This window comes from Rhodopila sp., from assembly GCF_035548235.1.
Lineage (GTDB): Bacteria > Pseudomonadota > Alphaproteobacteria > Acetobacterales > Acetobacteraceae > Rhodopila.
The window spans coordinates 1-20,966 of record NZ_DASZTJ010000037.1; the positions used below are offsets into that span (position 1 = coordinate 1).

General features: G+C 65.1%; 20 protein-coding genes and 1 tRNA gene. 9 read left to right on the forward strand and 12 right to left on the reverse strand.

Translation table 11 applies throughout. The features are described 5' to 3' along the window. The 4 genes from VHB27_RS02910 to guaA form a co-directional block, all read right to left on the reverse strand. On the reverse strand, positions 1-314 hold a 314-nt coding region (locus tag VHB27_RS02910), incomplete at its 3' end, for a hypothetical protein (RefSeq protein ID WP_325597424.1). A gap of 398 nt (positions 315-712) precedes the next feature. Further along, the gene (locus VHB27_RS02915; RefSeq protein ID WP_325597425.1) at positions 713-1,636 is read right to left on the reverse strand and encodes a hypothetical protein; all 924 of its coding nucleotides are present in this window, start codon (positions 1,634-1,636) and stop codon (positions 713-715) included. A gap of 15 nt (positions 1,637-1,651) precedes the next feature. After that, positions 1,652-1,745, reverse strand: a tRNA-OTHER gene (locus tag VHB27_RS02920). A 387-nt stretch (positions 1,746-2,132) separates the two neighbouring features. Beyond that, positions 2,133-3,710, reverse strand: a complete 1,578-nt coding sequence (gene guaA / locus VHB27_RS02925) for a glutamine-hydrolyzing GMP synthase (protein ID WP_325597426.1) — start codon at positions 3,708-3,710, stop codon at positions 2,133-2,135. A 296-nt stretch (positions 3,711-4,006) separates the two neighbouring features. Between guaA and VHB27_RS02930 the strand changes: the two genes are divergently transcribed. Continuing rightward, on the forward strand, positions 4,007-5,530 hold the full coding sequence (locus VHB27_RS02930) for a hypothetical protein (protein ID WP_325597427.1): 1,524 nt from the start codon (positions 4,007-4,009) through the stop codon (positions 5,528-5,530). Positions 5,531-5,624: 94 nt separating this feature from the next. Further along, the gene (locus tag VHB27_RS02935) at positions 5,625-6,797 is read left to right on the forward strand and encodes an aminotransferase (protein ID WP_325597428.1); all 1,173 of its coding nucleotides are present in this window, start codon (positions 5,625-5,627) and stop codon (positions 6,795-6,797) included. A 12-nt stretch (positions 6,798-6,809) separates the two neighbouring features. On the opposite strand, the gene VHB27_RS02940 is transcribed toward VHB27_RS02935, so the two are convergent. Continuing rightward, positions 6,810-7,568, reverse strand: a complete 759-nt coding sequence (locus tag VHB27_RS02940; RefSeq protein ID WP_325597429.1) for an SDR family NAD(P)-dependent oxidoreductase — start codon at positions 7,566-7,568, stop codon at positions 6,810-6,812. 109 nt (positions 7,569-7,677) lie between these two features. Beyond that, the gene (locus VHB27_RS02945; RefSeq protein WP_325597430.1) at positions 7,678-8,730 is read right to left on the reverse strand and encodes a glycosyltransferase family 4 protein; all 1,053 of its coding nucleotides are present in this window, start codon (positions 8,728-8,730) and stop codon (positions 7,678-7,680) included. Positions 8,731-8,924: 194 nt separating this feature from the next. Between VHB27_RS02945 and VHB27_RS02950 the strand changes: the two genes are divergently transcribed. Both VHB27_RS02950 and VHB27_RS02955 read left to right on the forward strand, forming a co-directional pair. Continuing rightward, positions 8,925-10,331, forward strand: a complete 1,407-nt coding sequence (locus VHB27_RS02950) for an alpha,alpha-trehalose-phosphate synthase (UDP-forming) (protein WP_325597431.1) — start codon at positions 8,925-8,927, stop codon at positions 10,329-10,331. Positions 10,332-10,449: 118 nt separating this feature from the next. Next, positions 10,450-10,740, forward strand: a complete 291-nt coding sequence (locus VHB27_RS02955; protein ID WP_325597432.1) for a cell envelope biogenesis protein OmpA — start codon at positions 10,450-10,452, stop codon at positions 10,738-10,740. On the opposite strand, the gene VHB27_RS02960 is transcribed toward VHB27_RS02955, so the two are convergent. The 4 genes from VHB27_RS02960 to VHB27_RS02975 all read right to left on the reverse strand — a co-directional run bounded on the left by VHB27_RS02960 (position 10,734) and on the right by VHB27_RS02975 (position 14,144). Next, complete coding sequence (locus VHB27_RS02960) at positions 10,734-11,603, reverse strand: SMP-30/gluconolactonase/LRE family protein (protein WP_325597433.1); 870 nt, start codon at positions 11,601-11,603, stop codon at positions 10,734-10,736. The two genes, VHB27_RS02955 and VHB27_RS02960, sit on opposite strands and share 7 nt — an antisense overlap. A 75-nt stretch (positions 11,604-11,678) precedes the next feature. Then, the gene (locus tag VHB27_RS02965; protein WP_325597434.1) at positions 11,679-12,464 is read right to left on the reverse strand and encodes a fumarylacetoacetate hydrolase family protein; all 786 of its coding nucleotides are present in this window, start codon (positions 12,462-12,464) and stop codon (positions 11,679-11,681) included. A 12-nt stretch (positions 12,465-12,476) separates the two neighbouring features. Further along, on the reverse strand, positions 12,477-13,388 hold the full coding sequence (locus VHB27_RS02970; RefSeq protein WP_325597435.1) for a TauD/TfdA dioxygenase family protein: 912 nt from the start codon (positions 13,386-13,388) through the stop codon (positions 12,477-12,479). Positions 13,389-13,454: 66 nt separating this feature from the next. Then, positions 13,455-14,144 (reverse strand): alpha/beta fold hydrolase, encoded by a 690-nt coding sequence (locus VHB27_RS02975; RefSeq protein WP_325597436.1) that lies wholly within the window; start codon positions 14,142-14,144, stop codon positions 13,455-13,457. A 141-nt stretch (positions 14,145-14,285) separates the two neighbouring features. On the opposite strand from VHB27_RS02975, the gene VHB27_RS02980 reads away from it, so the two are divergent. Then, positions 14,286-14,561, forward strand: a complete 276-nt coding sequence (locus VHB27_RS02980) for a DUF3297 family protein (protein ID WP_325597437.1) — start codon at positions 14,286-14,288, stop codon at positions 14,559-14,561. A 13-nt stretch (positions 14,562-14,574) separates the two neighbouring features. On the opposite strand, the gene VHB27_RS02985 is transcribed toward VHB27_RS02980, so the two are convergent. Next, on the reverse strand, positions 14,575-16,068 hold the full coding sequence (locus VHB27_RS02985) for an amidohydrolase family protein (RefSeq protein ID WP_325597438.1): 1,494 nt from the start codon (positions 16,066-16,068) through the stop codon (positions 14,575-14,577). Positions 16,069-16,140: 72 nt separating this feature from the next. Next, the gene (locus VHB27_RS02990; protein ID WP_325597439.1) at positions 16,141-17,076 is read right to left on the reverse strand and encodes a bifunctional helix-turn-helix transcriptional regulator/GNAT family N-acetyltransferase; all 936 of its coding nucleotides are present in this window, start codon (positions 17,074-17,076) and stop codon (positions 16,141-16,143) included. A gap of 152 nt (positions 17,077-17,228) precedes the next feature. Here VHB27_RS02990 and VHB27_RS02995 point away from each other — a divergent pair, with 152 nt between their 5' ends. The 4 genes from VHB27_RS02995 to VHB27_RS03010 all read left to right on the forward strand — a co-directional run. After that, a complete protein-coding gene (locus VHB27_RS02995) occupies positions 17,229-18,554 on the forward strand; it encodes a GDSL-type esterase/lipase family protein (RefSeq protein ID WP_325597440.1) in 1,326 nt (441 codons plus the stop codon). A 117-nt stretch (positions 18,555-18,671) separates the two neighbouring features. Then, positions 18,672-19,721 (forward strand): type III polyketide synthase, encoded by a 1,050-nt coding sequence (locus VHB27_RS03000; protein ID WP_325597441.1) that lies wholly within the window; start codon positions 18,672-18,674, stop codon positions 19,719-19,721. Continuing rightward, positions 19,718-20,392 (forward strand): methyltransferase domain-containing protein, encoded by a 675-nt coding sequence (locus VHB27_RS03005; protein ID WP_325597442.1) that lies wholly within the window; start codon positions 19,718-19,720, stop codon positions 20,390-20,392. Before VHB27_RS03000 ends, VHB27_RS03005 begins: the two co-directional genes overlap by 4 nt. After that, positions 20,374-20,966: NAD(P)/FAD-dependent oxidoreductase (locus tag VHB27_RS03010; RefSeq protein WP_325597443.1), on the forward strand; the 593-nt coding region annotated here is incomplete at its 3' end. The genes VHB27_RS03005 and VHB27_RS03010, both read left to right, overlap by 19 nt.

Consider the following 20,966-nt stretch of genomic DNA (forward strand, 5'->3'; position numbering starts at 1 on the left):
TCATCGCCCAGCATCCAAGACAGGAAGATCAGGTTATCGGTCAGGGGTTTTCGTAAGAGGTTGAACGTTACGATCACCTTGCGGCGCTCCATGCAACGGAGCGCTTCAAAGATATGGTGTATACAATCCGACACCATCCCAAGTGTGGTGGTGTTGATGACGACCCTTCTAGCTTCCTTCAGTCGGCCCAATTTTCTTAACGCCGTGACCGAGTCCTCAGCGTCGGCGATAGCCTCAAACTGAGCCGCCTCTTTGGCGTTGACGAACTTGAAATTTACAAGATGAGCTTTGGCCTGCTCGTACTCAACTAGCATCTGTACGCACCGATCGTGCAGAAAATAACAGTACTCGTGAGCAAGGCGCACCGAAGTTGGAATCCATTGCAGACGATGTCGAGGAATTAAGCCCGATGCGGCAGCCGAGGCACACGCTTTGGATCTGGAAAAGCTGTCCGCAGACCGACCTATAGACACAGATTTGGACATATCAAATTTTCATTTCTCTATGTCTTCTTGCAATTACGGAATAGTAATTTTCGTCGCGCCCCTCTAAATCCATTAGGTCTGAGTCAGGCAGACCTACCAACTCCCCTCAGGCCTAGCGGCAAAATATTACGGTAGTCTGTTTGGCCTTACTCTCCGAGGAGAAACTACCGTCGGAGGTACCGTCAGAAATTCCTATCGTACTGAGTGTAACGCTCGGCTCATGGTGCCTAGTCCGACACATATGCCCAATTCAGAATTGATTTCGGAGTTTGCTCATGGAGTGTCGTGATGAGTGCTGCAGGGACCACCGCTCCGGCAAATTCTTTGGCAGCGATCGTCGAAAATCCTTGCTGGTTAAGCAGCCGCAAGACGGCATCACCTCGGTCGTTCGGATCTCTACCCCAGACGCTTACAGCCCGCCGCTTTCTAGTTTTCTCAATTAGCTCTTTCGGTTTTTGGCTATCGCCCAACGACGCCCAGACGACGTCCTTCAGATAACGCTCGACATCCAGAGATGCCAAAAGCCGCGAGTCGAGCTCTGCCACGAGGTGATGGGCAGCGTTAATCAGTGACGCAACCTCTTTGAAAGTTGTCGGCCGCACTGCCTCATACCCACCGAGGAGCATATCGGCGTCGAGGCCACGGAATCTATCCGCAAGTTCCTTCGCGTTAGATCGCAAGACACCGAGATGATGCTGCGGCGCATCCCGATCCGATTCGGAATGAGCGCTGCGGTTTCGCCACGCTACCATCAAGAATATTATCGCCAGCGGAAGGTTATCGAGGTTTGCGCAGTTGCGCTCAACAGCTTGAAGCTTCTGAAAGATGCTCAGACCCGCAGAGTCTAAGTCTCTGCGGAAATCTGCTGACTGTACAATTGCGGGTTTGCGCACAGCATCGCGAAGATAGACATCGACTGCGTCAATCGCCCTGATCAACGCCATATCTAATATTAATCGTCGGCTTCGCTTGGCAGAGCTGATCGCGTCCTTCGGGGACCATGCGGCCCTCAAATCTTCAGGCACCTCGCGCACAACACCCCGTTCGACAGCGTCGAGCCCAACCAAGGCGGTAATAATAAGGTGATTGGCATTGCCAAGCAGATTTTTGAACGCGCTTCTTGGACGGCTCCGCGCGAGGTAAAGCGTCATTCTGTTTCCAAATCCTGGTGCATTTGGCGCGTTTCGAACGCACATCACCCGCTCTGAGAAAGCCAAGGCTTCATAAAGGCGGCTGCTCTGCCCCTTGAGCTACAAATGCGGTCCACAGCTTTTCAGACGCAACCATACCTTGTCAAGCCGATCCGTGATACTCGGTCTGCTCCGCGCAACTCAGGTTCCGACATCCCCCTGCAAGCGGGCCTTACCGCTGTCAGCCAAGAGTCAAAAGCGGCCATTCATTTGGCTTAATAGAACTAATTGGCACGTAACATGGCGGATCGGCGACCACCGTCAAAACTACCGTCAGGATGTTTTGCTGCCTGCGGCTCGCTTCTCACCCGCCGAAACGAGTTCTCGAAAAATCAACAGCTTACTGAGGACACAAGCTCAATTGACAATCGACCACACGACGTCACCAAGCTATCCCGTAACCCTCTATTTTTCCTACTCTATTTCCCTCTAAAACCCTCCACAGTACCCCGCACCCTCACTCCCACTCGATCGTCCCAGGCGGCTTACTGGTAATATCGTACGTAACCCGATTAACCCCCCGCACCTCATTCACGATCCGCCCGGCCACCCGCGTCAGGAACCCCATGTCGAACGAATAGACATCCGCCGTCATCCCGTCCGTGCTGGTGACCGCCCGCAGCGCGCAGGCCATGTCATAAGTCCGCCCGTCCCCCATCACGCCAACCGTCCGCACTGGCAACAGCACCGCGAAGGCCTGCCAGATTGCATCATAAAGCCCGGCCGAGCGGATCTCCTCCAGATAGATCGCGTCCACCCGGCGCAGCAGGTCCGCCTTCTCCCGCGTCACCGCCCCCGGGATCCGGATCGCCAGGCCCGGTCCCGGGAACGGATGCCGCCCGACGATCGTTTCAGGCAACCCAAGTTCACGTCCCAGCACGCGTACCTCGTCCTTGAACAGCTCGCGCAGCGGCTCGACCAGTTTCATCCTCATCCGTTCCGGCAGGCCACCGACATTATGGTGCGACTTGATCGTAACGGATGGCCCGCCGGTGAATGACACGCTTTCGATCACATCCGGATACAACGTGCCCTGAGCCAGGTAGTCGGCGCCACCAAGCCGCGACGCCTCCTCCTCGAAAACCTCGATGAACAGGCGGCCGATCGTCTTTCGTTTCGTCTCGGGATCCGTCACCCCATCCAGCGCAGCCAGGAACAGATCGGACGCGTCACGATGCACCAGCTTGATGTTGAACCGGTCACGGAACGTCGCCACCACCTCCTCCGCCTCGCCCTGCCGCAACAGGCCGTGGTCGACGAAGATGCAGGTCAGTTGCTCGCCGATCGCCTCATGGATCAGTACCGCCGCGACCGAGGAATCTACCCCGCCCGACAACCCGCAGATCACCCGCCCCTGTCCCACCTGGGCTCGGATCCGCGCGATCTCCGTCTGCCTGAAACCGGCCATGGTCCACGCACCGGACAGGCCGACGACGTCATGGGTGAAGTTGCGCAGCAGTTGTGCGCCATGCGGCGTATGCACGACCTCGGGATGGAATTGCACGCCATAGAACCGGCGCGCGTCGTCGGCAATGGCGGCGAACGGCGCCCCCTCCGAGGTGCCGACCACCCGGAACCCCGGCGGCAACGCGGTCACCCGGTCGCCGTGGCTCATCCAGACCTGCTCGCGCGCGCCTTTTTCCCACACGCCCCTGAACAGCGCGCACTCGTCCTTCACGTCCACATAGGCTCGGCCGAACTCCCGTTGGTCGGACGGTTCGACCACCCCGCCCAGTTGCTGGCACAGCAACTGCTCGCCATAGCAGATGCCCAGCACCGGGACACCCATGTCGAACACCAGCGGGGGCGCCAGCGGCGACGCCGCTTCATGCACCGACGCCGGACCGCCGGACAGGATGATCCCCTTGGGCGCCCAGGCGGCGATCCGATCAGGATCGGCGCTGAACGGCCAGATCTCGCAATAGACGCCGGACTCGCGTAACCGGCGCGCGATCAACTGCGTCACCTGGCTGCCGAAGTCGAGGATCAGGATACGTTCGGCCGTCTCGGCCGGATCAGGCAAGGGCGCGGACATCAGCGAATCCCGTAAGCGAGCATGATCGTCGGGCTTGGACCACGACCGGCCCAATCTGGCAAGGACATCATGCCAAACGGGCAAATTCCGCACGAATCGTGTCCGAATCCCGGCCGAAAGGTTGACAGGGGGTGGGTTCGGTCGGACGATCTCCGCTCTGCGAAGGAGATTGCCGTGCCGCCTCTCCCGTGCCCTCACCGGATCGATGGCCGCGCCGTCCAGGCGCCGTTGGCAGCGCCCCGCACCTCGCATTTTCCACACAACCCCGTCGACTCAAAAGAAACGAAAGGACGATTATGTATACACGTGTCCGATATCCTGATTCGATAGAGCCGCTGGTCCAGTTCATCGAAGAAACCCCCCGCAGCGAAATCATCGACCGCACGCTGGAAAAACTCCGCGCCGGCGTCCCCATCCAGCAAATGCTGAAGGCCTCCGCCCTCGCCGTCACCCGCTCCTCCGACCTCCCGCCCGGCCATCATGGCGGCCCGCTCCACCCGGTCGCCGGCCTCTATGCCGTCTCCAAGCTGGTCGAACGCCTGGAAGGCGAAGAGCGCTTCCTCCCGGTCCTTCAACATGTGGCGCTGGCCAACAAACACATCAACGATCCGGTCACCGGCCCGTACCAACTCCTGGAATTCAAGGCGCTCGACGCCGCCCACGCCTCGGTCAGCCGGCTTGACGACATGGCCGCCGACGGCGCCGGCGACGTGGTGACGGAAGCAGGCATCGAGGCGACCAAGGCCGCCTTCCTGAAGGCCGTCGACCGCGGCGAGAGCAACAAGGCCGACCACCTCTTCCTCTGGCTCTGGGACAACGTCCCGCCGATAGAGGCCTTCGACCTGCTCATGAGCGTGGCGATCCCGAAGAACGCGCTGGACGACCACTACTTCATCTATCCGGCCGCGCTGTGGCGGTATCTCGAGACCTATGACAAGGAACACCTGAAAGTCCTGATGCGCCCGGCGGTTCGCTATGTCGCGCGCTTCCCGACCTTCCGTGCTGTGCCGGAAATCCATGCGCTGATCGAACAGCACGGGCTGCTGACCCGCATCCTGCGTCAACGCACCGGCGATGACGAAACCGATACGATCGGCAAGGTCGGCGAGGCGATCTGCGGCTGCGACAAATATACCGAAATTCCGCGCATCCTGACTCAGGCCATCGCCGACGGCCTGTCGCTGGAAGGTGCCGGGGAGGCGTTGTCGATCGGCGCAGCCGGGTTGTTCATGCGCTCCCAGACCGGCAACCCGATGGACGTCCATCTGCACACCAGCGCCAATCTGCGTCGCTGGCTGCTGAGGCTCGACGGGCTCAGCGTCAAGAACAAGCTGCTGGTGTTGCTGCACTGGCAGACCGGTCCCGAGATCAAGTCGACCCAGTACCGGATGGAGCCCTGGCCGCAGCCCGACATGGAAGCGGTGGCGAAGCTGCCGCACCGCTCCCAGGAGGAACTGCTGGAGGCCATCACCCAGAGCATCTTCACCCAGCCGCCGACCGATTGGTCGAAGGTGTCGAACCTGGGCAAGATGATCGCGGTGCCCGAGGTGAAGGACAGCGTGAACCTCGCCCAGCAATGGGTGGCCCTGGGCTACGACCCCAAGGTGCTGATCGCGCGTCTGGCGGAGATCGTCTGCCACGACAGCTTCACCGAGATGCACGCCTTCAAGCACCATCAGTCCATCGTCGAGGAATTCCACAACACCCGCGAACCATGGCGCTGGATGCACCTGGTTTGCGGCGTGCAGGCCGCGGCGATCTCCTTCGGCAAGAACATGGAGGTCTACGAGGGCGCGCTGGACCTGCTGCACGCGGCGTGACCGCCCGACGTCCGGGCCTGGAAAGTCCCGCTCCAGGCCCGGACCAAGCGGTTCCCTCTTCACGGCGCCGCGATCCGCCCGCTAACTTGGGGGGATGACCCCGCCACCGCTTTCCCCTCGCATCCGCAACACCTTCGCCGCGCCGATCCCCACGGCCAAGGCCTGGGCTACGAGGTATGACGGACGGGCGGGGGCGACCATCGACCTGACGCAGGCGGTGCCGGGCTATCCGACACATCCGGAGCTAGCCGCGCGGCTGGCCGAGGGCGCGACGTCCCCGATCCAGGCCCGCTACGGCACGATCGACGGCGATGAGGCGCTGCGGTCCGCGCTGGCCGCGGACATGAACCGCGTCTATGGCGCCGACCTGATCGCGGCCGACGTCGCGATCACATCAGGCGCCAACCTGGCGTTCACCATGGCGATCACCGTGCTCTGCGGGACCGGCGACCAGGTGATGCTGCCCGTCCCCTGGTATTTCAACAACGCCATGGCGCTGACCATGCAGGGACTGGAGGCGTTGCCCCTGCCCTGTCGGGCGGAGGATGGGTTCGTCCCCGACCCCGACCTCGCCGCCGACCTGATCACCGACCGGACCCGTGCCATCGTGCTGATCAGCCCGAACAACCCGACCGGCGCGGTCTACCCGCCCGAGACCCTGCACCGTTTTGCCGATCTCTGCCGCCGGCGCGGCCTGTGGCTGATCCTCGACGAGTCCTATCGCGACTTCCTGCCGGACGCCGCGCTGCCGCCGCACAGGCTGTTCCAGGACCCCGATTGGGGCGACTATATCATCCACCTCTACTCGTTCTCGAAAGCCTATTGCGTCGCCGGCCACCGGGTCGGCGCCATGGCCTGCGGCCCCCGTGTGCGCGCGGAACTGAACAAGGTGCTGGACACGATGCAGATCTGCCCCCCGCGTGGCCCGCTGCCGGGCCTGACCTGGGCGATCGACAACCTCCACGACTGGAAAGCGGCCAACCGCGCCGTTATCGCCGAACGCGCTCGGGTCTTCCGCGAAGGGGTGGGTCAGCTTCCGGACTGGCGGATCGACGCGCTGGGGACGTATTTCGCTTATGTCCGCATCCCCGAGAGCCAGGCCGACGCCATGACGGCCGGCGAGAAGCTGGCGACCGAATGCGGCCTGCTGTCGCTGGTCGGTCCGTTCTTCGGACCGGGCCAGGACCGGCACCTACGGCTGGCCTTCGCCAACGTGGACCTGGACTCGATCGCCCAGGTCCCCGCGCGGCTGAAGGCGTTGCGCTGACGGGGCCTGGCGTCAGGTCAGGAAGACACCGCCGTTCACGTGCAAGGTTTGCCCGGTGATGTAGCGTCCCTCCGGCCCCGCCAGGTACCGCACTGCGCCGGAAATCTCCTCCACCGTCGCTTTCCGCCCCAGGGGTACGCCTTTATCCGCCAGCGCACTGGGCAGCACCCCCGCCGAGGCGCCCCGCACCGTGTCCACCGCCCCCGGCGCCACGCAGTTGCAGGTGATGCCGTGCGGTGCCAACTCGATGGCCAGGGCGCGCATCAGCCCTTCCAGCCCCGCCTTCGACGCCGAGACATGGCATCGGTTCAGCGTCCCGACATGAGTGGAAATTCCGGACAGCGCCACGATCGCCCCGCCGCCCCGGCCGATCATGTGCGGCACCGCCGCCTTCGCCAGGATGAAGGCGCCGTCCAGCGCCACCGACAGGATCTCCCGCCACTCGGCCAGGCCCATCTCCAGGAACGGCGTCTGCCGCCGCAGCCCGGCATTGCTGACCAGGACGTCGATCCCGCCGAACGCCGCCACCGCATCGGCGACCATCTTCAACGTCGCCGCCTGGTCGGAGACATCGGCCAGCAGCCCGATGGCCTGTCCGCCCGCCTGGTTGATCTCGCCGACGACGGTCTCCACGGCCGCCCGGTCTCCACGCCCGTTCACCACGACCGAGGCACCGCGCGCCGCAAGGTCCAGCGCGATCCGCCGGCCAATATTCTTCCCGGCGCCGGTGACCAGCGCGACTTTGCCGGCAAATGATTGTTCCAACGCCATCCGTTCCCTCCGTCGACGGACGAAAGAGAAGCCGAAACCCGCCGGAATGACCAGCCCCGACAATATGAAGCGGGAGGCAAGGCCCCCGCCGGCGGTTAGGTCCGGCGCGTCAGGTCACGACCCGCAGCGCCGGCCGGGTCCGCAGGGCGATGCGGCGATACAGCGCCAGGTAATCCTCAGCCATCCGCCGGGCCGTGAACCGGGCCTCGAACACGTCGCGGATACGATCCTGGGAAAACACCTCCAGGTGGTTGAGCGCCGCCACGGCTTGCGCTTCGTCAGGCACGATGAAGCCGGTGACGCCGTGGTCGATCACCTCCGGCACCGACCCGGCGGGGAATGCGATCGTGGGGGTGCCGCACGCCATCGCCTCGATCATCACCAGGCCGAACGGTTCGGGCCAGTCGATCGGCAGCAGCAACGCCTCGGCATGACTGAGGAAGTCGGGCTTCTCGGCGTCGGTGATCTCGCCGATCAGCTCGATCTGCTCGCCGTCGATCATCGGGCGGATCTGCGTTTCGAAATAGGCCCGGTCGACGCGATCGATCTTGGCGGCGATCTTGAGCTTCTTGCCCGCCGCCCGCGCGATGCGGATGGCTCTGTCGGGCGACTTCTCGGGGCAGATGCGGCCCAGGAACGCAAGATAATCGCGCGGGCCGCCCTGCGGCGTCAGCAATGACGGCGGCAGGCCGTGATGCACGGTGCCGATGAAATTGGCATCCGACAAAGGCCGCCGCTGCGAGTCCGAGATCGAGACGACCGGCACGTCGGGGAAAATCTCGAAAATCCGCGTCAGTTCGGGCAGGTCCAGCCGCCCGTGCAATGTCGTCATGTGCGGCGTGGCCTGTCGGCTCAGCAGGCTGAACGGCCAATAGTCCAGATGGCAGTGCAGGATATCGAATTCGTGGGCACGCTGGATCAAGCGTTCCAGCTGCAGCATGATCGGCGCCATCCCGTCGCGCAAGGTCGCGTCGAACCGCAGGGCGCACGGCCAGATCGCCTCCAAATCTGCTTCCGTCATCGAATCGCCACTGGCGAAAAGCGTCACCTCGTGGCCCATCCTGACCAACTCTTCCGTCAGATACGAAACGACTCGCTCCGTTCCTCCATAGGTACGGGGCGGAACGGATTCGGTCAGCGGGGCGACTTGAGCAATGCGCATGGTCTGTTGCTTCCTCGGCCTTGTTTGCATCGCCAGATGTGTAGCCGGATTGGTCTTTTTTGCGGCGGGACTGTGGACCTTTTTGCCTAAGTGACCGAAAATCAGCTTCAGTCACGCTGAAGTGACATGATGGAGGCGACGGACGGTCATCGAGGCCGTTGAGGTGTTAAGGACGGGCAGCGGGAGATTTAAGAATGTCACGACTTGTTATCGTTTCTAATCGTGTGCCGCTGCCGAACGAACGTGCCGCCCGTGCGGGCGGACTGGCGGTGGCGCTTGCTGATGCATTGATCCCGGGATCGCTTTGGTTCGGCTGGAGCGGGCGCCGTTCCGCGCGCGGCAGCGCCGTCACGCATGTTCAGCGGTCCGAAGGCATAACCTATGCGACGGTCGATCTGACCGATGCGGATTACCAATCGTTCTATGTCAATTTTTCCAACGGCGCACTCTGGCCGCTGCTGCATTCGCGCCTTGGCCTGCTGGAGTTCCAATCGAGCGACTATGAGGGATACAGGCATGTAAACCAACAATTCGCCGCCGCATTGTTCCCGCTGCTGCGGCCGGACGACATGATCTGGGTGCACGATTACCACCTCATCCCGCTGGCCACCGAGCTGCGCGCCTTGGGCGTACGCAATCGTATCGGCTTCTTCCTGCATACCCCATTCGTGCCGCCTTCGACATTCCTCGCGCTGCCGCGTGCGAATGAGCTGCTGACCGACCTCGCCACCTATGATGTCATCGGCTTCCACACCAGAAGCTATCGACGGGCGTTCCTGGAATGCCTGGCGGAAACGCTCGATGTCTCGGCCGACAAGGACGGGCGCTTCATGTTCAACGGCCGGCCCGTCTGCGCCATCGTCGATCCGATCGGCATCGACGCCACCGGCTTCGCCCAGCTCGCCGACGATACCGCTCGCGGGCCCGAGGCTCGGATGCTCCGCGAAAGCCTCGGCCGCAGCAACCTCGCGATCGGCGTGGACCGGCTGGATTATTCCAAGGGCCTGGCCAATCGGTTCGAGGCCGTGGGCCGGTTTTTCCACAGTTACCCGCAGCATAGGCGGCATCTGACGTTTCTGCAGATCGCCGCCCGCTCCCGGGAAGAGCAAGGCGCCTATCAACGCTTGCGGCGGGAGCTGGATCGGATCGTCGGCGACATAAACGGCCGCTATTCGGAATTCGACTGGACGCCCCTGCGCTACATGACGCGGGCGGTCAAGCGCGACACGCTGGCGGGATTCTTCCGCCTGGCGCGGCTCGCGGTCGTCACGCCGCTGCGCGACGGCATGAACCTGGTGGCCAAGGAGTACGTTGCGGCCCAGGACCCGCAGGACCCGGGCGTGCTGATCCTGTCTCGTTTCGCCGGTGCGGCCGAGGAGATGACGGAGGCCCTGCTCGTCAACCCCTATGACTCGGATGAAATCGCGGCGGCCATGCATGCGGGGTTGTCCATGAGCCTGGGAGAACGGCAGCTCCGTTGGCAGACGCTGTTCGACAAGGTGGCGGAAAACACGGCCGAACGCTTCTGCTCGGTCTTCCTGTCGCACCTGGGGCGAACGGATCTCAGGCCCGAACGGCCGACGCTGCGCGCGATTTCGTGAACGGTGCCCGGCCGAATACTTTTCATTCCATTGATAGTTCGGAATATGCCTGCCTCGCGTTTGCCATTTTTATTAGGTTCGGTACGTCATCCAATCTGATGTAGCGAGGCAAGACCAAATGAGACGTCTGTTAACTCCCACCGCCCTGCTGATGGGGGCAGCCCTGACATTGGGCGCCTGTACCGACCCCTACAGCCCCGGCCAACGCGCCGTCGGTGGCGGGCTGCTGGGGGCCGGCGCGGGGGCTGCGATCGGCGGCCTCGCCGGCGGCGGGCGAGGCGCTGCTGCTGGCGCCCTGATCGGCGGAGCGGTGGGCGCCGTCGGCGGCGCGGCCACGACGCCGCAGCGGCCACCGCCGGCCTATTCGAACTATCCGCCTCCGCCGCCCCCGTACCGCCCCGGTTACTGATCGGCGAACAGGCCGACCGGCGCCCCGACGGCGGGCGCCGCGGCACGGAACAACCCGCCTAGCGTGGGGTGAGCAGCCAGGACCTCGGCTGACTTGCCCTCACGCAGCGAGGTTACATACAGCCGGTCGCCGGCGAAGCATGGCATCGTCGGACCCGGCACCGGAAACGGCCATTTCCGCAGCAATTTCCCTTCCGGGCTGAAGCAATTGATCACCCCCGCCGAAGGGCCGCAGGACCAGTAATTCCCGTCCATGTCCGTGGCGGCCCCGTCCGGGCGTCCGTCCTCGTTGGCCAATGTCGCCAGGATACGATGCCGCGATCGCCCGCCGCTCACCGGGTCGAAATCCCACGCCTGGACGATGGCGGCGGTCGAATCCGAGTGGTACATCGTCCGTCCATCGGCCGACCACGCGAGACCGTTCGAGACGGCGATCCCGTCCGCCTCCTTGGTGATGCGCCCGTCGGGAGTGACGCGGTACAGCGCGCCGATCTTCTGCCGGGGCGAGTTCTCGTCCATGCTGCCGACCCAGAACGCGCCATCCGGCCCGACCTTCCCGTCGTTCAGCCGGTTGGTCGGCGGTTCGTCCACCGCATCGGTCAGCCGCCGCAATTCAGTCGAAACCGGATCGAACACCACGATGTGATGGCGCTGCGCCACCACCAGGCGGCCGGACCGGCACAGGCCGAAACTGCCGACGACCTCCGGAAAGTCCCAGGATGTCCGATCGCCGCTGTCGACCGACAAGGCGTTGATCCGCCTGCCGTTGATGTCTGCGAACAGCAACCGCCGGTTCGGCGCGTCCCAGACGGGGGATTCCGCCACCCCGCAGCGCGAATCCCAGACGAGTTCGAAATCGCTCATGCTCGATGTCTCCCGTGGGCCTCCCACCGCGGGACTGTACGACCTCCTCGCAGCAGGCGAAACCGGCAGCGGGAATCAGGCCACAGCCTTCGCGAACGGGTTGCGCAGCACGCCGATGCCCGTCAGCTCGACTTCCACGACATCGCCGTCCACCAGATCGGGCGAGGTGCCGTCCGTGCCCATCCAGATCACGTCGCCCGGATACAGCGTCATGTACTTCGTCATCACGCTGATGTAGTGCGCGATGCCGAAGATCATGTCGTTGGTCTTGAAACGCAGGTCTTCCTTGCCATTGACCCGGACGATCGTTTCCATCGTATCCAGATTCACATCGGTCTCGATCCACGGCCCCATCGGCTTGAACGTGTCTGTGTTCTTGCCTCGCCAGAACGTCCGGTCGCCGCGCTGCCAGGTGCGCTCGCTGACGTCGTTGCCGATGGTGTAGCCGAACACGCAGGACATGGCGTCGGCCTCGCTCAGATGCTTGGCCTGCTTGCCGATCACCACGACCAGTTCGCCCTCGTAATTGACCTTGGGGGGTGCATGGGCCGGGATCACCACCGTCTCCCCATCGGCGATCAGGGCGTTGTTGGCGCGGTAGCCGATATCGGCCTTCTCGGGGAACACCGGCTCCACGCCGCGCTTATGCGCCATCTCGCGGATATGGGCGGCATAGTTGATGCCGGCGCAATAGAAGGTGCGCGGGATGACCGGTACTTCCAGCTTCACCGCCGACAGGGGTAGTTTGCGTCCGGTCGGCGTGGCCGTCCCCCAAGGTTCACCCTGGATTTCCGAGATCGTGTCGCCGGCCAGCGAACCGTAAGCCGTGACGCCGTCATGGGTGAAGCGGACCCAGCGCATGGTGTCGTCCTTTCAAGCCATCTGCAGGGCGCGCGCGGGGCGCAGGAAGTCCGGATCGAACACTTTCGTCGCCATCACCTGGCAGCGCCGCATCAGCCTGATCTCATCCGGCCCATAATCCGCGATGGCGCGATGGATCGTGCCGAGATGGTCCCAGATCAGCAGGTCGTTTTCGTTCCAGTGATGCGTGTAGCGGAAGCGCTGTTCCAGTTGGAACCGGAACAGGTAGTCCAGTGTCGCGTCACTCTCGGCCTGGGGCAGTTCGTTGATCCGGACTGCATAGCCTTCGTTGCAGTAAAGCACTTTCCGCTGCGTGATCGGATGCAGCAGGAACAGCGGATGCGTCACCGGCGGACGCCGCCGCCGCTGCTCATCCGTCATCGCCGGCCGGCCGGAGTTCTTGTGCTGGCGCATGTGTTCCCAGAATTTCTCGAAATCATGGGTGACGGTCATGCCGTCGAGCCGCGTCTTCACGTCCTGCGGCAGCGCGTCGTACGCCGCATGCATGTTGGCGAATTCGGTGCCGCCCAGCGGCACGCCATCCCGGCGCGGGATGCGGATGCCGTAAAGGACGTTCACGAACCCCATGACGTCGCGATAGGTCATGTCCGTGTGCCAGTCCTGGCCGGCGTCCGGCAGGCCGATATAGGCGCCGTTCTCCTTGATGTTGGACAGGATCCCGACCTCGGGATACGGGCGGTTCGGGTCGAGCGCACTGATCGGGTTGCCCTGGATTTCCCCGAACAGTTCCGAGAACCGTTTCAAGTCGCCCAGATCCAGGTGCTGGTCCGGGAACCGCAGCACTCCATGATCGCCCAGCGCCAGCAGGATGCGGCCGAAATCAGGGTCCGACAGCGGCTTCGACAGATCCACGCCGGTGATCGTGGCGCCCAGGACGGCGTCGGTCGGTGCGACGGTCAGCATGATCTGATCCTCCCTGAGAGAGTGTGGCCCTCGTCCGGCATCGCGGCAAGACCGAGGGCGCTTCCCCTACCCTCGCATCATCAGCGCCGCCAGCGCCTTCGGTTCCGTCAGCATCGGATAGTGCCCGGTATCCAGTTCGTACCATTTCGCCTTCAGCGTCTCGGCCGCACGCCGTTGATGGGCAACCGGCGGGTTGACGCTCTGCTTGCACCAGATGACCGATGCGTCCCAATCCTGCTGCCAGAAGCTGGAGAGTTTCACCGGCGCCGCCATCGCCGCGACCGGATGCGGGGTGTATCGCGCCAACGCCCATTCCTTGGTCGGTGCGTCCAGCGAAACGAACATCCGGCTGGCCGCGTCCTCCCGCGACGGACCGGTGCCCACCTCGTCCGTGATTGCCGTCGGCCGCTTGACGTGATCGGCGACCGTTTCGCCGTCGAACAGGGCCAGCGCGTCGGCCATGACGATGCGGCCGATCCGGTCCCGAGCGGTTTCGGCCACGCGGGCGGCGACCATCCCGCCGCAACTGGTGCCGACCAGGACGATGTCGCGCAGGTCCTCGAAGAACAGCATCTCGGCGATTTCGGCCGCCTGGCTCTCGGTGTCGATGCCCGGCCGCAACTGGTGCCTGCGTTCGGCGCAGCCATCCAGCGTCGGCGTAAAGACGCGATGCCCGGCGGCCAGCAGATGCGGCGTCACGCGCTGCCAGATCCAGCCGCCCTGGTAGGCGCCATGCAGCAGGACATAGGTTGCCATTCTCGTGGTTCCTCCCCCGTTGTTGCCGCAAGATCAGCACAGGACCCGGAAAAGCGCCATGCCGGCCCGATCGAAGGGACCCAATTGGACAGCAGCAGGTCGCCTCGGCTATCGGGGCAGCAAATCATGCTAGGTGCCCATATGTCCGACGACGTCCCGCCCGACCGCCTGTCCACCAACCCGGCCAGCCCGTATTACAACGAGGCGCTGCTGCGCCGCGGCGTCGGCATCCGGTTCAAGGGACAGGAACGGACGAATGTCGAGGAATACTGCGTCAGCGAGGGCTGGATCCGGGTCGCCGTCGGCAAGACGCTGGACCGGCGCGGCAACCCGATGACGATGAAGGCATCAGGTTCGGTCGAGCCCTATTTCCGCGACACGGCGGACGATAAGACGGCGGGCGACAAACAGGACTAGCGCACGGGCGGCGTCACATCGCCATCAGCCGCCGCGGCAGATGGTGGGCGCAGCGGCCCAACCCGACGCAGAAATGATCGACCACCGGCGCCAGTCGCTCCGCCGCCGCGCGTGCCGGGGCATTGGCCTCCGCCAGCCGCGAGGCCGCGGCCCGGGCCTTGGCGGCGATGGACGGCCAGTCGATCCCCGGCAGTTCACGGTCCTTCAGCACGAAACGGCCGCCGATCATCACGTCGCGCACCGCCGCCCCGTCCTCGGCATTCACCAGATGCTGCGGGGCATTGTTCAGCGGCACGAGGTTGACATGGTCCAGGTCGAGGAACACGAGATCGGCCTTGTACCCCGGCGCGATCTTGCCGATGATGTCGGCCATGCCCAGCACCGCGGCGCTGCCTTCGGTCGCGAGCGCCAGGGCCTCGATCGCGCTGAACCATTCAGCGGCCGGACGATCGTAGATACGCGACAGGAAAGCCGCGAGCCGCATCGCCTCGAACATGTTCTGATTGTCGGATGACGACGACCCATCCGTCCCCACCCCCACCGTCACACCGGCCGCGACCGCTCGGCGCATATCGGCGATGCCGTTGCCAAGCCGCAGGTTGGAGCCGGGATTGTGCGCCAGGGCGCCACCGAGACGGGCGATCGTCTCCATTTCCCGCTGGTCCAGCCACACTGCATGCGCGCCGCTGAAGCCCGGCCCGATCAGACCCAGCGTCGCCAGGTGTCCAGTCAGCGTCGTGCCATAGCGCCGTTCCGCGGCGGTGCGCTGCACCGGCGATTCCGCCAGGTGGGTCTGCAGCACCATGCCGTATTCCTTGGCGAGGTCGCGGCACCCGGTCAGCAGCGCCTCGGAACAATGCAGCGGGATCGTGGGCGCCATGCCCAGCCGGATCCTGTCGCGCGGATGCCGCCAAGTCTTCGCCGCGGCGCGCATCGGCTCCAGCGCGGCCTCTGCCGTCGCGGTCCGAAAGGCCTCGGCGATCGGCCGCAATTCACCCGGAAACTCGTCCATCAGGCCGGGGATGGCCTGGTAGAAGCTGCGATCGGCCAGCATCGGCGCGATGACCGCGCGCATGCCAAGGTCGTCATAGGCACGGGCGACCTCTTCCAGGGCCTCCACCGACGGCACGGGCATGATGGAGGTCAGGTCGATGCAGGCGGTGCACCCCTTCCGGATCATTTCGATCCCGCTCAGCAGCGTGGAAAGATACCGGTCCTCGCCGGTGCGGCCGCCCTGGATCCAGTTGTTGGCGTTCAGCAACAACTCCAGCGACAGCCGATCACCGATGCCCTTGCCCAGGCCGCCATGGCCATGCGTATGGGCATTGATCAGTCCCGGAATGATCAACCGCCCGCCGGCATCGATCGTCCGCTCGGCCTGCGCCTGGTGCGGCGCGACGATGGCGACGATCGTATCGCCTTCCAGGACGATATCGGCGGGGCGGGCATCGGGGGCGCCCGCGGCGAGAACAAGACCCCCGGTGACAACGACGCGATCTGCCGGCATGCGTGGCCTCCTGCCCATCGATACACGAAGCGTAACCCAGCCAAGACCGGAAGGACCAGCGGTGCCGCGCGGTCAGAGGTCGAGGTCCCAGGTCTCGCTGACCATGTCGTGGCCGAACGCATGCACGGGTTCAGCGGATGTCAGGCGGAAGCCGGCTGCGGCGTAGATCCGGCGGGCCGGGACCAGCACGTCGTTGGTCCAGAGCGTCAGACGGCGATAACCGCGGGCGCGGGCAAAGGCGATGCAATCCATGACGAGACGGCGCCCCAACCCGCGTCCGCGGGCTTCAGGTTCGATGTAGAGAAGCCGCAGTTTCGCGACCGTTTCGGATTGCCTGACGACGAAGACCGATCCGACGATCCGGCCGTCCAGTTCCACCACCCAGCCGGCGTCCCGGTCCGGCGTGAAGTCCTTCATCATCGCGGCGAAAATCTCCGCCAGCAGCACTTCGAATTCCTGGTTCCAGCCGTATTCCCGCTGGTAGAGCAGCGCCTGGCGGTGGATGATCCATCCGATGTCTCCCAACCGCGGTGGCCGCAGGGACAACGTGCCGTCGCTGGCCGGACCATCCTTCCCGAGGACGCGCTCGATCGTCCGCATCGCCGCGACGAGCGCCTCCCGATCCGTTTCGCCGAACTCTCGCAGCATCTCGCCGATCTGCGCGCGTGAACCTTCGTTCAGCGGCGTGAACGCCTCATGCCCAGCCGCCGTCAGTGTCAGGACGCGTTGCCGGGCATCGCGATCCGACGTACGCCGCGCGACCAGCCTTTGGCGTGCGAAGGCTTTCAGGATGCGGCTGAGATAGCCGGCGTCGAGGCCGAGATCGCGGCCGATCTCCGTGGCCGTCAACCCGTCGCGGTTCGCGAGTTCGTACAGGACGCGCGCCTCGGTGATCGAGAACGGGCTGTTCAGAAGCCCTTCCGCCAGAAGGCCGATCCGGTTCGTGTAGAACCGGTTGAAGTGCCGTACCGCTTCGACGGCCGCCAGGAGCGGGTCGTAGACTGCCATGCGTGTTCCTCCCTGGGGACAGGGTGGACGAAGATACTTGACAGAGTCAAATAAACAGCGATGAGGCACACGGCCTTGCCGCCCCATCCCAACGCTGCCACGTTGCCATCGATGCGGCTTCAGCCTTGGGCGCGGCCGTCAGGAGACCGTCCATGCCGACCCGCCGCGAACTCGGCGCCCTCACGATCGCAACCGCTGCCGCGATGTCCGTCGATGCGGAAGCGGCGCCCGCACCATATTTCGTCGCCGCCTGGACGGCCTCGGTGCAGGGGCCCTATCCGACCGGCAACGCCACCGCGCAGCCGGAGCTGCGATTCGCCTTTCCGGACCCCGACAAAGGTGCCGTGGATCAGTCTTTTCGCCTGATCCTCAGGCCCGACATCTGGGGCAGGCAGGCGCGCATCCGGCTGTCGAACGTCTTCGGTGCGAAGCCCGTCACGTTCGACCACGTCTATTGCGGCCTGCAGCAGGACAGCGCCACGCTGATGCCCAGCACCAACCGGCCGGTGACGTTCGGCGGCAAGTCCCTGGTCACCATCCCGCCCGGCAGGGACACGGTCAGCGACCCGGTGACGCTGACCTTCGTCAGCACCCCCGCCGCGCCGATGCTCAAGGGACGCAGGCTGGCCGTCTCCGTCCACGTCGTCGGCGAAACAGGCCCGATGACCTGGCACGCCAAGGCGCTGACCACCTCCTATATCAGCCAGCCGCATGCCGGTGCGGTCACCAAGACGGAAGCCGAGGATGCGTATCCCTATTCCACGACGTCCTGGTATTTCCTCGACGCGGTGGAGATGACGGCACTGCCCGGCACCAAGGCGATCGTTGCGTTCGGCGATTCCCTCACCGACGGGACCGCCTCCACCCTCAACGGCAACGACCGCTGGCCTGACGTGTTCTCCCGCCGGCTGCATGCGGCCTACGGAGACAAGTTCGCCGTGGTGAACGCCGGCATCGGCGGCAATCGCGTGGTCGGCCCGGTGGATTACGCCGTTCGGCCGTTCGCCGGAGGCCCGGCGGCGATGGACCGGCTCGATCGAGACGTGATCAGCCTGGCCAATGTCGGGGCGGTGATCTGGCTGGAGGGCATCAACGATTTCGGCACCGGCGGCGTGGAGCCGGGTGCGGTGGAGGCCGGCGTGCGCGACGTCGTGAAGCGCCTGCGCGCCGGGATTCCCGGCGTGCGGATCGTCATGGCGACCCTGCCCTCGGCCCTGAAGAGCACCAACGGCGATTACGGAACGCCGGCGATCGATGCCAAGCGCAAAGCCTACAACCAGTTCATCCGCTCCGCCGGTATTTTCGATAGCGTGGCGGATTTCGACGCGGCCACCACGGATCCCGCCACGGGCGAGATGAAGGCCGCCTTCCAGCCGAACTCCTCCATCGGCGGCCCCGGTGACCGGCTGCATCCAAACCGAGCGGGTTACCTGGCGATGGGCGAGGCGGTGGACTTGCGGATGATCACCGGCGCCTGATCGGCCACCCTTGGTCTCAACGGTTGCCAATCGCAATATTCACTGCCCTGGCGAAACCGCCCCCCGTCCTTACATCCAGCGTTGGCCCGGCAAGGGACAGCCCCAAAAGGACAGCTCGTGACGCAAGCCTGGATCAACCGCACCGCCACCGCCGTCCCGCCGCACGACATCCACGACGCCTTTGTCGAGTTCGGGCACGATACGATCACCGACCCGTATCACCGTGCGCTGTTCATGCGCATGGCGGCACTGGCGGATATCGAACATCGCTACGCCATCTTCGAGCCGGGGCCGAAACCGCGCGACAAGGTCCTCGACGCCACCGGCTTCTACCGGCGCGGCGCGTTTCCCTCCACCGCCGCGCGGATGGGGCTGTATGAGCCGCATGCCCTGGAACTCGCGATGCGGGCGGTCCGACGGCTGGATGCCGATGGCGTGACGCATCTGATCGTCGCCAGTTGCACCGGCTTCACCGCGCCGGGCCTCGATTTCCAGATCATGCGGGCCGCCGGGCTGCCTGACGGCACGCAGCGCACCATCGTCGGCTTCATGGGCTGCTTCGCCGCCGTCAATGCGCTGAAACTCGCCAACGACATTGTCCGCGCGGACGCGGACGCCCGCGTGCTGGTGGTGAACCTCGAACTCTGCAGCCTGCATTTGCAGGAGCGGTTCCAGGACGTCCCGCGGATGCTGAGCTTCCTGCTGTTCGCCGATGGCGCCTCCGCGGCGCTGGTCACCACGGAACCGCAAGGCCTGGCCCTCGGCCGGTTCCGCGCGACCGTGATCCCCCGCAGCGCGGAACTGATCACCTGGCATATCCGCGACCAAGGGTTCGAGATGCACCTCTCCGGCCAGGTCCCCGGCCGGATCCGCCGCTGGCTGCCCGATCACGGCCAGGCGCTGGTGCCCGAGGACGCGCCGACGCTGTTCGCGGTGCACGCCGGCGGCCGATCGATCCTGGACGCGGTGCAGCAAGGACTGGCCTTGCCGCCCGAGGCGCTGCGGTATTCCCGGGACGTCCTGCGCCGGCACGGCAACATGTCCTCCGCCACGCTGATGTTCGTCCTGGATGCGATCCTCCGCGATCCCGACGCGCGCGGCAGCGGCCTCGGCATGGCGTTCGGCCCGGGTCTCAGCGTCGAGAGCTTCGCCTTCGCCCGGCCATGAGCCTGAAGACGCGCAGCACGCAGGAGGAGGCGATGGACACGCAATGCGTCGACTACGACGACTATGCGCGCTGCCTGCGCGACCTGTCGCGGGTCAACGCAGTGACCGGGACGCACCGGCCCACCTTGGCCTGGCTGGCGCGACATGCGGCACCGGAGGAGGCGTTTTCGCTGCTCGACATCGCCTGCGGCCATGGCGACTGCCTGCGTGCCATCCGCAAGCGCTTCCCGAACGCGCGGCTGACCGGCATCGACCTCAATCCCTGGGCGACCCGCGCCGCGACCGCCGCCACGCCGGCCGAGGCGCGCATCACCTTCATCAACGGCGACGCCTTCGCCTACCAGCCGGACGCGCCGATCGACGTCTTCATCAGCAGCCAGTTCGCCCACCACCTGAGTGACGACGCGGTGGTCCGCTTCCTGGCCTGGCAGTCGGCCCATGCGGTCCGTGGCTGGTTCGTCAGCGACCTGCACCGTCACTGGTTTCCCTATTTCGGCTTTCCGCTGCTCGCGCGGGTCATGGGCTGGCACCGCTTCGTCCGCACCGACGGGCAGATCTCGATTGCGCGCGGCTTCGTCAGCCGGGAGTGGCACGCACTGCTGCTCCAGGCCGGGGTAAAGGCCGATGTCCGCTGGCATGTCCCGTTCCGGCTATGCGTGGGCAGTCCCTGATCATCGGCGCCGGCCCGGCCGGCTGCGCGGCTGCGATCACGCTGGCCAGGAGCGGTGAGGCCCCGGTGCTGCTGGAGCGGACGGCCGGTCCGACCGACAGGGTGTGCGGCGATTTCCTGGGTGCGGACACGATCGCCCGCGCCTGCGATCTCGGGGTGGATGTCGCGGGATTGGGCGCGGTCCCCGTCAGCCGGGTGCGGCTGGTCCATGGGGTTCGGGAAGCCGAGGCGCCGCTGCCGTTCTCCGCCCTGAGCCTGTCGCGGCTGGCCTTCGACCAGGCCTTGCGCCTGGCGGCGGAACGGGCCGGCGCGACGCTCCTGTCCGGCGTGGCGGTCAGGCGGCTGGTCCCCGCCCCAACGGGATGGACCCTCACCCTGCCCGACAAGCGGCAGATGACGGCGGAAACGGTGTTCCTCGCCACCGGCAAGCACGACCTGCGCGACTGTCCGCGCCCGCGTGCGCCCGGCGTGGCCGTCGGCCTGAAACAGTATCTGCGCCTGACCGACCACGCGCGCCGCCTGTTGGGGGACGCGACGGAGCTGACGCTGTTTCCCGGCGGATATGCCGGGTTTCA

Bases quoted from the DNA above. Each gene is read 5' to 3' on its own strand.
- VHB27_RS02915 (WP_325597425.1), bottom strand. From the start codon at position 1,636: ATGACGCTTTACCTCGCGCGGAGCCGTCCAAGAAGCGCGTTCAAAAAT.
- guaA (WP_325597426.1), bottom strand. From the start codon at position 3,710: ATGTCCGCGCCCTTGCCTGATCCGGCCGAGACGGCCGAACGTATCCTG.
- VHB27_RS02930 (WP_325597427.1), top strand. From the start codon at position 4,007: ATGTATACACGTGTCCGATATCCTGATTCGATAGAGCCGCTGGTCCAG.
- VHB27_RS02935 (WP_325597428.1), top strand. From the start codon at position 5,625: ATGACCCCGCCACCGCTTTCCCCTCGCATCCGCAACACCTTCGCCGCG.
- VHB27_RS02940 (WP_325597429.1), bottom strand. From the start codon at position 7,568: ATGGCGTTGGAACAATCATTTGCCGGCAAAGTCGCGCTGGTCACCGGC.
- VHB27_RS02945 (WP_325597430.1), bottom strand. From the start codon at position 8,730: ATGCGCATTGCTCAAGTCGCCCCGCTGACCGAATCCGTTCCGCCCCGT.
- VHB27_RS02950 (WP_325597431.1), top strand. From the start codon at position 8,925: ATGTCACGACTTGTTATCGTTTCTAATCGTGTGCCGCTGCCGAACGAA.
- VHB27_RS02955 (WP_325597432.1), top strand. From the start codon at position 10,450: ATGAGACGTCTGTTAACTCCCACCGCCCTGCTGATGGGGGCAGCCCTG.
- VHB27_RS02960 (WP_325597433.1), bottom strand. From the start codon at position 11,603: ATGAGCGATTTCGAACTCGTCTGGGATTCGCGCTGCGGGGTGGCGGAA.
- VHB27_RS02965 (WP_325597434.1), bottom strand. From the start codon at position 12,464: ATGCGCTGGGTCCGCTTCACCCATGACGGCGTCACGGCTTACGGTTCG.
- VHB27_RS02970 (WP_325597435.1), bottom strand. From the start codon at position 13,388: ATGCTGACCGTCGCACCGACCGACGCCGTCCTGGGCGCCACGATCACC.
- VHB27_RS02975 (WP_325597436.1), bottom strand. From the start codon at position 14,144: ATGGCAACCTATGTCCTGCTGCATGGCGCCTACCAGGGCGGCTGGATC.
- VHB27_RS02980 (WP_325597437.1), top strand. From the start codon at position 14,286: ATGTCCGACGACGTCCCGCCCGACCGCCTGTCCACCAACCCGGCCAGC.
- VHB27_RS02985 (WP_325597438.1), bottom strand. From the start codon at position 16,068: ATGCCGGCAGATCGCGTCGTTGTCACCGGGGGTCTTGTTCTCGCCGCG.
- VHB27_RS02990 (WP_325597439.1), bottom strand. From the start codon at position 17,076: ATGGCAGTCTACGACCCGCTCCTGGCGGCCGTCGAAGCGGTACGGCAC.
- VHB27_RS02995 (WP_325597440.1), top strand. From the start codon at position 17,229: ATGCCGACCCGCCGCGAACTCGGCGCCCTCACGATCGCAACCGCTGCC.
- VHB27_RS03005 (WP_325597442.1), top strand. From the start codon at position 19,718: ATGAGCCTGAAGACGCGCAGCACGCAGGAGGAGGCGATGGACACGCAA.